The organism is Litchfieldia salsa, assembly GCF_900104555.1.
GTDB lineage: Bacteria > Bacillota > Bacilli > Bacillales > Bacillaceae_L > Litchfieldia > Litchfieldia salsa.
Genome location: NZ_FNJU01000002.1, coordinates 38,302 through 52,269, shown reverse-complemented (window position 1 = coordinate 52,269; position 13,968 = coordinate 38,302). Strand labels below are relative to the sequence as shown.

10 protein-coding genes are annotated in these 13,968 nt (G+C 36.0%); all 10 read left to right on the top strand.

The annotated features are described in order from the left end of the window. The first annotated feature begins 6 nt into the window (after nt 1–6). The 10 genes from BLQ56_RS04045 to BLQ56_RS04000 all read left to right on the top strand — a co-directional run bounded on the left by BLQ56_RS04045 (nt 7) and on the right by BLQ56_RS04000 (nt 13,958). Nucleotides 7–1,173, top strand: a complete 1,167-nt coding sequence (locus BLQ56_RS04045; protein ID WP_175490185.1) for a 1-deoxy-D-xylulose-5-phosphate reductoisomerase — start codon at nt 7–9, stop codon at nt 1,171–1,173. 54 nt (nt 1,174–1,227) lie between these two features. Next, a complete protein-coding gene (gene rseP / locus BLQ56_RS04040) occupies nt 1,228–2,487 on the top strand; it encodes an RIP metalloprotease RseP (protein WP_090850214.1) in 1,260 nt (419 codons plus the stop codon). Nucleotides 2,488–2,572: 85 nt separating this feature from the next. Further along, a complete protein-coding gene (locus tag BLQ56_RS04035; RefSeq protein ID WP_090850212.1) occupies nt 2,573–4,279 on the top strand; it encodes a proline--tRNA ligase in 1,707 nt (568 codons plus the stop codon). A 102-nt stretch (nt 4,280–4,381) separates the two neighbouring features. Further along, nucleotides 4,382–8,695: a PolC-type DNA polymerase III gene (locus tag BLQ56_RS04030; RefSeq protein WP_090850210.1), complete on the top strand. Its 4,314-nt coding sequence runs from the start codon at nt 4,382–4,384 to the stop codon at nt 8,693–8,695. A gap of 526 nt (nt 8,696–9,221) precedes the next feature. Further along, the gene (rimP, locus tag BLQ56_RS04025; RefSeq protein WP_090850208.1) at nt 9,222–9,695 is read left to right on the top strand and encodes a ribosome maturation factor RimP; all 474 of its coding nucleotides are present in this window, start codon (nt 9,222–9,224) and stop codon (nt 9,693–9,695) included. A 64-nt stretch (nt 9,696–9,759) separates the two neighbouring features. After that, a complete protein-coding gene (gene nusA, locus BLQ56_RS04020) occupies nt 9,760–10,890 on the top strand; it encodes a transcription termination factor NusA (protein WP_090850206.1) in 1,131 nt (376 codons plus the stop codon). Nucleotides 10,891–10,902: 12 nt separating this feature from the next. Further along, a complete protein-coding gene (gene rnpM, locus BLQ56_RS04015) occupies nt 10,903–11,181 on the top strand; it encodes an RNase P modulator RnpM (RefSeq protein WP_090850203.1) in 279 nt (92 codons plus the stop codon). After that, nucleotides 11,178–11,483 (top strand): YlxQ family RNA-binding protein, encoded by a 306-nt coding sequence (locus tag BLQ56_RS04010; protein WP_090850201.1) that lies wholly within the window; start codon nt 11,178–11,180, stop codon nt 11,481–11,483. Before rnpM ends, BLQ56_RS04010 begins: the two co-directional genes overlap by 4 nt. 19 nt (nt 11,484–11,502) lie before the next feature. After that, nucleotides 11,503–13,683 carry a translation initiation factor IF-2 gene (gene infB, locus BLQ56_RS04005; RefSeq protein WP_090850199.1) on the top strand — a complete coding sequence of 727 codons (2,181 nt, stop codon included), beginning with the start codon at nt 11,503–11,505 and terminating at the stop codon, nt 13,681–13,683. Then, the gene (locus BLQ56_RS04000) at nt 13,680–13,958 is read left to right on the top strand and encodes a DUF503 domain-containing protein (RefSeq protein ID WP_090850197.1); all 279 of its coding nucleotides are present in this window, start codon (nt 13,680–13,682) and stop codon (nt 13,956–13,958) included. Before infB ends, BLQ56_RS04000 begins: the two co-directional genes overlap by 4 nt. Nucleotides 13,959–13,968: the final 10 nt, after the last annotated feature.

The window sequence follows — 13,968 nt, the reverse complement described above, 5'->3', positions numbered from 1 at the left end:
GAGTCTGTGAAAAAAGTAAGTTTATTAGGAGCAACCGGCTCAATTGGTCAGCAAACATTAGATGTTATAAGAGACCATTCAACTGAACTAGAATTAGTTGCAATGTCAGTTGGTGATAATTTAGAAAAAACTCGTGAAATCATCTCCCAATTCCACCCAAAAGTAGTTTCCGTCAAAACGAAAGAGGCTTGCGAGAGGCTTAAGGCAGAATATACGGGAGACATTCGTTTTGTACATGGGGAAGAAGGTTTAATTGAAGTTGCGATTCATCAAGATAGTTCTGTTTTATTGAATGCCGTTGTAGGTAGTGTTGGCTTAAAACCGACCTTAAAAGCAATAGAAGCCAAAAAAACAATTGCCTTGGCAAATAAGGAAACGCTTGTTACTGCAGGACATCTTGTAATGGAAGCTGTTGACGAACATAATGTTGACATATTACCAGTAGATAGTGAGCACTCAGCTATTTTCCAATGCTTACAAGGTGAAAAAGCCAAAAATGTTGAAAAAATTATCTTAACAGCTTCAGGCGGCAGTTTTAGGGACAAAACGAGAGATGAATTAAAAGGTGTAACCGTTAAACAAGCGTTAAACCACCCGAACTGGAGTATGGGAGCTAAAATAACAATCGATTCTGCAACAATGATGAATAAAGGCCTTGAGGTCATTGAAGCTCACTGGTTATTTAATGTCCCATATGATAAGATAGATGTTCTATTACATAAAGAAAGCATTATTCATTCTCTAGTAGAGTTTCATGATAGTAGTGTAATTGCACAATTAGGCACACCAGATATGAGAGTGCCAATTCAATATGCATTAACTTACCCAGACCGTTTTAAAAGACAGCAGTCAGCAAAATTGAATTTAGCTGAGATTGGTTTGCTTCATTTTAATCAGGTCGACTTTAAGCGTTATCGGAGTTTAGATTTAGCATTCACTGCTGGTAAAATCGGTGGTACAATGCCGACTGTATTAAATGCAGCAAATGAAGTCGCTGTAGCCTCATTCTTAAATGGTTCAATTTCATTTTTGCGCATTGACGAATTGGTAGAAGAAGCATTGGAATATCACACAGCTATCATGCAGCCTAATCTTGAAACAATTGAACAGGTTGATCAAGAGACAAGAATTTATGTGACTAATTTAGTGAAAGAATATTTGACTAAATTGTAATAGTTACTTTTTTTATCAAAATAGTCTAAATAAAAATCAAAGGTGGTTAGACATGTGGAAACTGTTATAGCCTTTATCGTTATTTTTGGAGCGCTTGTTTTTTTTCACGAATTAGGACATTTAATATTAGCTAAAAGAGCAGGTATTCTTTGCAGAGAATTTGCCATTGGCTTTGGACCAAAAGTATTCTCTTTTAAACGGCAAGAGACAGTTTACACCATTCGCTTATTACCTCTTGGTGGATTTGTAAGAATGGCTGGAGAAGATCCAGAAATGATTGATGTAAAACCAGGTTATAATGTGGGCCTATTATTTGATTCACGGGGTAATGCTAATAAAATTATCATAAACAATAAAGATAAATATCCCGATGCAAGAATTATTGAAGTTGAAAGTGCTGATTTAGAACACGAAATGTACTTGTCGGGATATGAGGCAGGTAATGAGGAAGTTCTTCAGCACTTTAAAATAAGCGATGAAGCATACTTTGTTGTTGATCAACAAGAAACACAAATTGCACCTTATAATCGTCAATTTGCTTCAAAAACTTTAAGCCAACGGACTTTAGCAATTGCAGCTGGGCCATTTATGAATTTCGTCTTGGCATTTTTTGTTTTCATAGTAATTGGTCTTCTACAGGGAACACCTGTTAATGAACCTAAGTTAGGCAAACTAACTGAAGACGGTGCAGCAATTGAATCAGGGTTAAAGGAAGGTGATATTGTACAAGAAATCGAGGGTCAAGGTGTAAATACCTGGCAGGATATTGTCACAATTATTCGTGAAAACCCAGAAACTGAATTAGACTTTACAGTAAAACGTGAAACAGAAGTGCTGGATGTTGCTGTTACTCCTAAAACACAGCAGCTAGGTGATGAAACAATTGGTATTATTGGTGTGTACGGTCCAGTAGAAAAATCTGTTGTTGCTTCAGTCAAAAGTGGTTTCACCGAAACATATCTATGGACAAAAGAAATTTTGTTTGGGCTTGGGAAACTAATAACAGGTCAATTCTCGATTGATATGCTCTCTGGACCTGTAGGGATTTATGTATCAACTGATACGGTCGCTCAATCAGGTATCTATTATTTGATGAAGTGGGCAGCTATTTTAAGTATTAATCTTGGAATTGTGAACCTATTACCGATTCCGGCACTTGATGGTGGACGACTTATGTTCTTTGCATTAGAAGCAGTGAGAGGAAAACCTATAGATCGTCATAAAGAGGGAATGGTTCATTTTGTTGGCTTTGCATTATTAATGTTATTAATGCTTGTAGTCACTTGGAATGATATTCAAAAGTTTTTCCTGTAAAATCAATCAATATTCCAGTCTAGAATATAGAATGAACAAAGCGGTTTTGAAATTGGTAAACATATATTATAAGAGGTGCGTTTAGATGAAACAAAGTATGATGCTAATACCAACACTTAGAGAAACACCTTCAGATGCTGACATAAAAAGTCATCAACTTTTACTTAGGGCTGGTTTTATACGCCAAAATGCAAGTGGGGTATATAGTTACCTACCATTAGCTAAAAAGGTGTTACAAAAGATAGAAACTATTGTCCGTGAAGAAATGGAAAGAGCAGGAGCAGTTGAATTACTAATGCCTGCTCTTCAGCAAGCTGAACTTTGGCAAGAGTCTGGCAGGTGGTACACGTATGGTTCAGAATTGATGCGTCTAAATGACCGTCATGACCGTAAATTTGCACTAGGTGCTACCCATGAAGAAGTGATTACCAGCCTTGTAAGGGATGAAGTAAAATCTTATAAAAGGTTACCACTTTCATTGTATCAAATCCAAAACAAATTTAGAGATGAGAAACGTCCAAGGTTCGGACTGTTACGTGGAAGAGAGTTCATAATGAAAGATGCTTATTCTTTCCATGCTTCTCAAGAAAGTTTGGATGAAGTATATGAAAAAATGTTTCAGGCGTACTCCAATATTTTTTCTCGTTGTGGACTGAATTTCAGGGCTGTTATTGCTGACTCTGGAGCTATGGGTGGAAAAGATACACATGAGTTTATGGTGTTATCAGATGTTGGGGAAGACACAATCGCCTATTCAGACGAGTCAAATTATGCAGCGAATATTGAAATGGCCCCAGTGGTAGCAACTTATCATAAAAGTGAAGAGGATCTAGTATCGCTTGAAAAGGTTGAAACAGTCGGGAAAAAGTCAATTCAAGAGGTTTCTGAATATTTGAATGTAGACGAAACAAAATGTTTAAAATCACTTTTATTTAAAGTAGATGAAAAGTATGTACTGGTTGTTGTACGTGGTGACCATGAAGTGAATGATGTGAAACTTAAGAATTATTATGATGCAGGCTCAGTTGAGCTAGCATCACCTGAAGAAACTAAGCTGGTTCTTGGGTGTTCAATCGGTTCAATCGGTCCTGTAGCTACAAAGAGTGAAGAGGTTGAAGTAATAGCTGACCAAGCAGTTTCATCTATAATTAATGGTGTTTGTGGAGCGAATGAAGAAGATTTTCATTTTACTGGAGTTAATCCAGGAAGAGATTTCTCAGTTGAACAATTTTTAGATTTACGATTTATCCAAGAGGGAGATCCTTCTCCAGATGGGATAGGAAAAATTGTGTTCGCAAAAGGAATTGAAGTTGGACATGTTTTCAAATTAGGTACACGTTATAGTGAAGCTATGAATGCAACTTTTTTAGATGAAAACGGGCGATCACAACCAATGATTATGGGATGCTATGGGATTGGTGTCTCACGCACACTTGCGGCTGTTGCTGAACAATTTAATGATGAGAACGGCTTGATATGGCCAACGAATCTTTCGCCATATGAAGCACATGTGATTCCAATCAATGCAAAGAAAGAGGATCAGAGGTTGTTAGCTGATCGTATCTATTCATTATTACAAGAAAATAACATTAGTGTATTATATGACGATAGAGATGAAAGACCAGGAGTTAAGTTTGCTGATTCTGATTTAATGGGATTACCTGTTAGAATTACAGTGGGGAAAAAAGCAAGTGAAGACATCGTTGAAATAAAGATTAGGAAAACAGGGGAAACATTGGAAGTCAATTTTGAAAAACTTGTCGAGACAATTTCTACTTTTGTAGTAAAATAGAAAGTAGACAAAATGACTTTTTTAAAAAAAGAATGAAGAGGGCTAATTATAGGAGAAAAACTCTCCTTAATTAGCCCTTAACATGTTAAAGGGGGGAAAAATATGAGTGATTTATTAATAGAGCAAAAAGAAAGATTACAAATCTTACTTCAGCAGATTGAAGTAACAGAAGATGCAATGGTGAAGTATTTTGAAGGAGCAGGGATTGAAAAGCTTCAAATTAACCGTGAGCAAAAATCCTGGCATTTTATTTTTCAACTCCCCAAAATATTACCGTCAGATGTATTTCAACTTTTCTCTGCTCAATTAGTAAAGAAATTTTCTCATATAGCAGCAGTCTCTTTTAAGATAAATACAATAGACAAAGAATATACAGAGGAACTAGTCCAAGGATACTGGTCACTTTGTTTAGAAGAAATGCAAGGCATCTCACCACTATTATTATCATTGTTAAATAATCAAAAGCCAAGCTTGCAAGGAATTAAGTTGGTTATTACGACTAGAAATGATACAGAAGCAATGGCGTTTAAGAAGAAGTATGCACAAACACTTACTGATATCTACCAGCAATTCGGCTTTCCCGCTTTACAGGTAGAAGCAAATGTCGATACGAACCAACAAGAATATGAGAGTTTTTTAGCTCAAAAACTACAAGAGGACCAGCAAAAAGGAAAGCAAGCAGCAGTTGAAATGATGATGAGTGAATCTAAGAAAGATTCAGAACATGTCCAAACCGGACCACTTACCATTGGTTATACAATTAAGGATGATGACGACTTTAGAGAAATCAAATCCATTAATGATGAGGAAAAACGTGTAGCCCTGCAAGGATATATTTTTGATGCTGAAACGAAAGAACTTAGAAGTGGTAGAACATTATTGACATTTAAAATTACAGACTATACGGATTCACTATTAGTAAAAATGTTTTCAAGAGATAAAGAAGATGTCAATCTCCTCCAATTAGTTAAAAAAGGAATGTGGGTAAAGGTTAGAGGTGGAATTCAAAACGATACATTTGTAAGAGATTTAGTGATGATGGCAAATGATATTAATGAAATCAAGCCTAAAGAACGCTTAGACTTTGCCAAAGAAGATGAAAAACGTGTTGAATTACATCTGCATACACCGATGAGTCAGATGGACGCTGTTACTTCAGTTAGTAGATTAGTAGAACAAGCAAAAAAATGGGGTCATCCAGCGATTGCTCTTACTGATCATGCAGTAGCTCAATCATTCCCTGAAGCTTATTCAGCTGGTAAAAAACATGGTATTAAGATTTTATATGGGATTGAAGCTAATTTAGTCGATGATGGCGTACCAATCGCTTATAATGAACAAAATCGTCTTCTAGCTGACGATACTTTTGTTGTTTTTGACGTGGAAACAACAGGATTATCTGCAGTTTATGACTCAATTATCGAACTTGCTGCTGTAAAAATGAAAAATGGTGAGATTATTGATCGTTTTGAGGCATTTGCCAATCCGCATCATCCACTCTCTGCGACCACAATTGAATTAACAGGTATTACAGATGACATGGTTAGAAATGCTCCTGAAATTGGGGATGTATTAAAGCGATTCGCCGAATGGGCTGAAGATGACATCCTTGTTGCACATAATGCGAGCTTTGATATGGGATTTTTAAACGTAGGGTACAAGAAAATAGGAAAAGGTAAGGCATCTAATCCTGTCATTGATACCCTCGAATTAGCGAGGTTCTTATATCCCGAATTCAAAAATCATAGATTAAATACACTTTGTAAAAAGTTTGATATTAATCTTACTCAGCATCATAGAGCGATATATGACGCAGAAGCGACAGGCTATTTACTAGCCAAACTTTTGAAGGATGCATTAGAACAGGATATTCAATTCCATGACCAACTTAATGATAATATGGGGGCAGGAAATGCATACCAAAGATCTCGTCCATCTCATGTAACATTGCTTGCTAAAAATGAAGTTGGATTGAAGAACTTATTTAAACTAGTTTCAATCTCACATATGAATTACTTTTATCGAGTACCTCGCCTTCCTAGGTCAGTCTTGCAAAAGCATCGTGAAGGTTTATTAGTTGGTTCGGCATGTGACAAAGGTGAAGTATTTGAAGGGATGATGCAAAAGTCGCCAGAAGAGGTTGAAGAGGTTGCTCGTTTTTATGATTATCTCGAAGTACAACCACCTGCTAATTATCAACATCTAATAGAGTTAGAACTTGTTAAGAATAATACCCACCTAAAAGAAATCATCAGTAAAATCATTTCTTTAGGAGAAAAACTTAACTTACCTGTCGTTGCAACCGGAAATGTTCATTACCTGGATCCAAATGACCATATGTTTCGTAAGATATTAATTGGTTCTCAAGGTGGGGCAAATCCATTAAATCGCCACAGTTTGCCACAAGTTCATTTTAGGTCTACAGATGAAATGCTAGAATGTTTTTCATTCCTTGATAAAGGTCTAGCAAAAAAAATTGTTGTCACTAATACGCAGGAAATTGCTAATAGAATAGATGAGATAAAACCGATCAAGGATGATTTGTATACACCTAAAATTGAGGGTGCTGATGAAGAAGTAAGAGAACTTAGCTATACGATGGCGCGTAACATATATGGTGAGGAACTCCCGGAGATTGTGGAACAAAGGCTAGAAAAGGAACTTAAAAGTATTATTGGTCATGGTTTTGCAGTAATCTACTTGATTTCCCATAAGCTAGTTAAAAAGTCACTTGATGATGGATACCTAGTAGGTTCTCGTGGGTCAGTAGGTTCATCTCTGGTTGCAACAATGACCGAAATAACCGAGGTTAATCCACTTCCTCCACATTATGTTTGTCCAAGTTGTCAGCATTCAGAATTCTTTAATGATGGGTCAGTAGGTTCAGGGTTTGATTTACCAGACAAAGATTGTATAAATTGTGGTTCTGCTTATAAAAAAGACGGACATGACATTCCTTTTGAAACGTTCTTAGGATTTAAAGGAGATAAAGTTCCGGATATCGATCTAAACTTTTCAGGTGAATATCAACCTCGAGCACACAACTATACAAAAGTACTATTTGGTGAGGATTATGTGTACCGGGCAGGTACAATCGGGACAGTTGCTGAAAAGACAGCGTATGGTTATGTAAAAGGATACGCTAATGATCATAATTTGCAAATGCGTAATGCAGAGGTCGATCGTTTAGTTTCTGGATGTACTGGTGTTAAGCGAACAACTGGACAGCATCCTGGAGGGATCATAGTAGTTCCAGATTATATGGATATTTATGATTTCTCACCGATACAATTCCCAGCAGATGATTCAAGCTCAGAATGGAAAACAACTCATTTCGATTTCCATTCTATCCATGATAATTTGTTAAAACTTGACATATTAGGTCATGATGACCCAACTGTTATTCGTATGTTACAGGATTTGAGTGGAATTGATCCGAAAACGATTCCTACTGATGATCCTGAAGTAATGAAGATTTTTAGTGGAACAGAATCACTTGGAGTTACACCAGATCAAATTATGTGTAAAACAGGTACGCTGGGAATCCCTGAATTTGGGACAAGGTTCGTAAGACAAATGCTTGAGGATACAAAACCAACTACCTTCTCAGAGCTTGTTCAAATTTCAGGACTGTCTCATGGAACTGACGTGTGGTTAGGGAATGCTCAAGAACTGATTCACAATCGAACATGTACGTTAAGTGAAGTTATCGGGTGTCGTGATGATATTATGGTTTATTTAATCTATAAAGGTCTTGACCCATCTCTTGCCTTTAAAATTATGGAATCTGTTCGTAAAGGTAAAGGATTATCTGATGAATTTATAGAAGAAATGAAGAAAAACGACGTTCCAGATTGGTATATAAATTCATGTTTAAAGATTAAATATATGTTCCCTAAGGCACATGCAGCTGCATATGTTTTAATGGCTGTAAGGATTGCTTATTTCAAAGTGCATCATGCCTTGTTATATTATGCGGCTTATTTTTCTGTTAGGGCAGATGACTTTGATGTAGATGCGATGTCAAGAGGGTCAGCAACTATCAAATCAAAGGTAGAGGAAATTAACGCTAAAGGACTAGATGCATCAACTAAAGAGAAGAATTTGTTAACTGTAATGGAACTTGCGCTTGAAATGTGTGAAAGAGGTTATTCTTTCCAAAAAGTTGATCTATATCGTTCAGATGCATCACAATTTATTATTGATGGAAATACATTGATTCCGCCATTTAATGCGATACCTGGACTCGGAACGAATGCTGCAATTAACATTATGAAAGCAAGAGAACATGGTGAATTCTTATCAAAAGAGGATTTACAACAAAGAGGGAAAGTGTCAAAAACGATCATTGAGTTTCTCGAAAACCATGGATGTTTAGAAGCATTACCTGATAAAAATCAACTATCTTTATTCTAAACAATGATCTTTTCTATAAGAGTGTTGTCTGTTCGAACATTATAGGTGGTGCTAAGTCGATTGGAAAGGAAAGATCGCATCTGGAGTGTAAATTGACTACTATGTTTGTTGAATAGTAACACAGTTTACGAACAGATTTATTTAAACAATTTATATAAAAAACTTGCTTGTTAGACATCACGTTAAGAAGTCTACACTATTCTTTTTATTTGCATAAAAATAGTGGTTATGATATAGTTTTTATGGAAATGATATGTATAATTGTTGGTGAAGAGTGGGGAAACCCGCTCTTTCGTTTTGATTAGGGGTCTTTTTAGTATCGTTTGTTTATGTTACTTATTCATACATACTTAATTAGCTAGTATACACACTCTCCCCTGCTCTTAAAGCAGGGTGTTTTTACCTAAAGGATGTTTTTTTCTTTGCGATCGTTGTTAAAGAGATTAATTCTCTAGCATATGTGCTAATACTAAGATTAATATTAAGGATGTATGTTAAATGATCCTTAAATGTAAGGAGGTATAGTATGAGTAAAAAAGTTACAGAGGTTGTTGAAGAAATGGTTCAACCTATATTAGAACCACTCAACCTTGAATTGGTGGACGTTGAATATGTAAAAGAGGGAAAAGAATGGTTTCTTCGAGTTTTTATTGACTCTGAAACTGGAGTCGATATTGAAGATTGTGGAACGGTAAGTGAAAAGTTAAGTGAAAAACTTGATGAGACAGACCCGATTCCATATAACTATTTCCTAGAAGTTTCATCTCCAGGAGCGGAGCGCCCTTTGAAAAAGGACAAGGACTTTGAAAAGGCGATTGGAAAACAGGTGTATGTTAAAACATACGAGCCTATAGATGGAGAAAAAGAATTCGAAGGTGAATTAACTGAATTCGACGGAAAAGCAATAAAAATCGCTATTATGATCAAAACGAGAAAAAAAACGGTTGAAATACCTTATGAAAAGGTCGCTAGCGCAAGACTTGCTGTCACTTTTAATTAATGGTAAGTATGATAAATAGACTGATATAATGCATATTTTTGTCTAAAGGGGGATTAGAAAACTAATGAGTAGTGAATTATTTGATGCTTTAACACTGCTTGAAAAAGAAAAAGGAATAAGCAAGGATATTATTATTGAAGCAATAGAAGCTGCTTTAATATCTGCGTATAAACGAAATTTTAATCAAGCACAAAATGTTAGGGTTGACTTAAACCTTGCTACAGGTACTATGCGTGTATTTGCAAGAAAAGATGTAGTTCAAGAAGTATATGATACAAGACTTGAAATTTCTGTTGAAGAGGCAAGGTCAATTAATCCGAATTATCAGGTTGATGACGTAATTGAAATTGAAGTTACGCCTAAGGATTTCGGAAGAATTGCAGCTCAAACTGCTAAGCAAGTTGTTACACAACGAGTTAGAGAGGCAGAACGAGGCGTAATTTATTCGGAATTTATTGACAGAGAAGAAGATATTATGACTGGTATTGTTCAACGCCTAGACTCAAAGTTTATCTATGTTAGTTTAGGTAAGATTGAAGCCCTTCTACCTGCAAATGAACAAATGCCAAATGAAAGATATAAACCACATGACAGGATTAAGGTTTACATAACAAAAGTTGAAAAAACAACAAAAGGACCTCAAATCTTTGTTTCTAGAACACATCCTGGTTTATTAAAGAGATTATTTGAAATAGAAGTTCCTGAAATCTATGATGGAACTGTCGAAATAAAGTCTGTAGCAAGAGAAGCAGGAGATCGATCTAAAATATCTGTGCATTCTGATAACACTGAAGTAGATCCAGTCGGATCATGTGTTGGTCCAAAGGGACAAAGAGTACAAGCAATTGTAAATGAATTAAAAGGTGAAAAAATTGACATTGTTGAATGGTCTGATGATCCAATTGTTTTCGTTGCGAATGCTTTAAGTCCATCTAAAGTACTTGATGTTACCGTAAATGAAGATGATAAAGGAACAACCGTGATTGTTCCAGATTATCAACTTTCACTTGCAATTGGTAAGCGAGGGCAAAATGCTAGATTAGCTGCTAAGTTAACTGGTTGGAAAATAGATATAAAAAGTCAAACAGAAGCTGAACAACTTGGGATTTATCCAAGAGAAGGTTCTACCTTTTATGATGATTTAGATGATGAAGAAGAAGAGTCATTCAATTTGAACCTAGAAGAAATTGAGTGAGAGGTGAATTAAATGGTAGGTCAGAAAAAAATACCGTTGCGAAAGTGTATTGCTAGTGGTGATATGAGGCCCAAAAAAGAGTTAGTTCGAATTGTAAGGTCAAAAGAAGGAGAAGTATCTATTGATCTTACAGGTAAAAAATCGGGCAGGGGCGCATATATAAGTCTTGATAAAGACTTAATTTTGCTAGCTAAAAAGAAAAACATTTTAGCAAACCATTTAAAAGTTAAAATTGATGATTCACTTTACGAGGAATTACTTCAATTAACTAGTGAAGAGAATCAGTCATGAATAATAAAAGTCAATGGGTTTCGTTTTTAGGTCTTGCCAATCGAGCACGAAAGCTCATCTCAGGTGAAGAACTTGTTATAAAGGCTATTCGAAACGGGGAAGCGAAACTAGTTCTCTTAGCTGAAGATGCATCAAACAATACTGCAAAAAAAGTGAATGATAAAAGCAGCTATTATAAAATACCGCTGCGAACTGTAAACGACCGTTATACACTTGGGTCCGCGATCGGAAAGGATGCCAGGGTGGTTGTTGCTGTTACAGATATCGGTTTTGCAAATAAATTGATGTTACTGCTCGATTAATTTATTTGGGGGTGAACATATGAGTAAAATGCGCGTTTATGAATTTGCAAAAAAACACAATATCTCTAGTAAGGAAGTAATTTCAAGACTAAAAGAGATGGATATCGAGGTTTCAAATCATATGGCAACAATAGAAGATGATGTTCTGGCCAAGTTAGAGAAAAATAGTAGTAAAACTGTTCAAACAGAAAAGCCAAATGTAAGTGGAAGTGCAGGTAATAATGTGACTAAAGATAATAAGAAGAATGATGCACCTAAAAGTACAGAAGCCAAAAAAGGTCCGGCTGAAAATCAACCAAAAAAGACCTTTAACAATAATAATCCAAACAACAATAATAACAACAATAACAGAAATAGAAATAATAAGAAAAATAAACCGCAAAAAAATGTGCAAAATAATAACAAACAGCAACAGCAATTTACACAACCAAAGCCTGAAAAAAAATTGCCTGAAAAAATCACATTTAGTGGTTCCCTTACAGTTGGTGAATTAGCAAAGGCTCTTGGAAAAGAACCGTCTGAAATTATTAAAAAGCTATTTATGCTTGGTGTGATGGCTACAATTAATCAAGAGTTAGATAAAGACTCAATTGAATTAATTGCTGGTGAATACGGTGTGCCTGTTGAAGAAGAGATTGTATTTGAACTAACACAATTTGAAGGTTATTTATCAGAAGACAATCCAGAAGATTTAGTTGAACGCCCATCAGTTGTTACAATCATGGGGCATGTTGATCATGGTAAAACAACATTACTTGACTCTATTCGTCATACAAAAGTAACTGCTGGAGAAGCAGGTGGAATCACTCAACATATTGGTGCATACCAAGTTGTTGACAACGGTAAAAAAATTACATTCCTTGATACTCCAGGTCATGCTGCATTTACAACGATGAGAGCTCGAGGAGCAAAAGTAACAGATATAACTGTACTAGTTGTTGCTGCAGATGATGGTGTTATGCCTCAGACTGTTGAAGCAATTAATCATGCTAAAGCAGCTGAAGTACCGATTATAGTAGCTGTGAATAAGATGGATAAACCAACTGCAAACCCTGATCGTGTTATGCAGGAATTAACAGAACATGGATTAGTTCCAGAAGCATGGGGTGGGGATGCGATCTTTGTTCCACTTTCAGCATTAACTGGAGAAGGTATTGACACACTTCTTGAGATGATTCTTTTAGTTAGCGAAGTTGAAGAATATAAGGCAAATCCTAATCGAAAAGCAACAGGTACTGTAATTGAGGCGGAACTTGATAAGGGTAGAGGTTCAGTAGCTACACTTCTAGTTCAAAACGGTACATTACGAGTTGGTGATCCAATCGTTGTAGGTAATACTTTTGGCCGTGTCCGTGCAATGGTTAATGATTTGGGTCGTCGAGTGAAAGAAGCTGGTCCATCTACACCAGTTGAAATTACAGGTTTGAATGATGTACCGCATGCAGGAGATCTTTTCATGGTATTTGAAGATGAAAAGAAAGCCCGTCAAGTTGGAGAAGCGCGTGCATCAAAACAACTTGTGGAACAACGTGGAGAAAAAGTTAAAGTAAGCCTTGATGACCTTTTTGAACATATCAAACAAGGTGAAATGAAAGAGATTAACTTAATCGTCAAAGCCGATGTTCAAGGATCTGTAGAAGCATTAGCCGCTTCATTACAAAAAATTGATGTCGAAGGTGTAAAAGTTAAGATCATCCATACTGGTGTAGGTGCTATTACAGAATCAGATATCATCTTAGCTTCTGCTTCAAACGGAATTGTAATTGGGTTTAATGTGCGTCCAGATGTAAATGCTAAACGTACAGCAGAAGCTGAAGATGTAGACATTAGATTACATCGTATTATCTATAAAGTGATCGAAGAAATTGAGTCAGCAATGAAAGGGATGCTTGATCCAGAATATCAAGAAAAAGTGATCGGTCAAGCTGAAGTTAGAACAACCTTTAAAGTATCAAAGATTGGGACAATTGCTGGTTCATATGTGACTGATGGGAAGATTACTCGTGATAGTGGAATCCGTGTTATCAGAGATGGTGTTGTCATTTTTGAAGGTGAAATTGATACACTGAAGAGATTCAAAGATGATGTAAAAGAAGTTGCACAAAATTACGAATGTGGTATAACAATAACCAAATTTAATGATATTAAAGAAGGGGACGTTATCGAGGCATTCATAATGGAAGAAATTGATCGTAAGTGATTGGACTCGTTGAGTGTGAGTGCATGATTTATGATGCAGCCTCTTTAAAAGATAAGAGAGCTGTTCTTCAAAGAATCCTTACACGTCTCAAACAGAGATACAATGTCTCTGTTTCTGAAATTGACTTTCAAGATACGTGGCAACGCACCAAAATTGCGATTGTTACAGTTTCTTCAAGTAGACAATCATTGGAAAAAGAGTTAAATAATTGCTTAAAACTTATTGATTCTTTTCCTGAAATTGAAAGAGCTGTAACAGAATTTGAGTGGCTTTAAAACGAGGTGA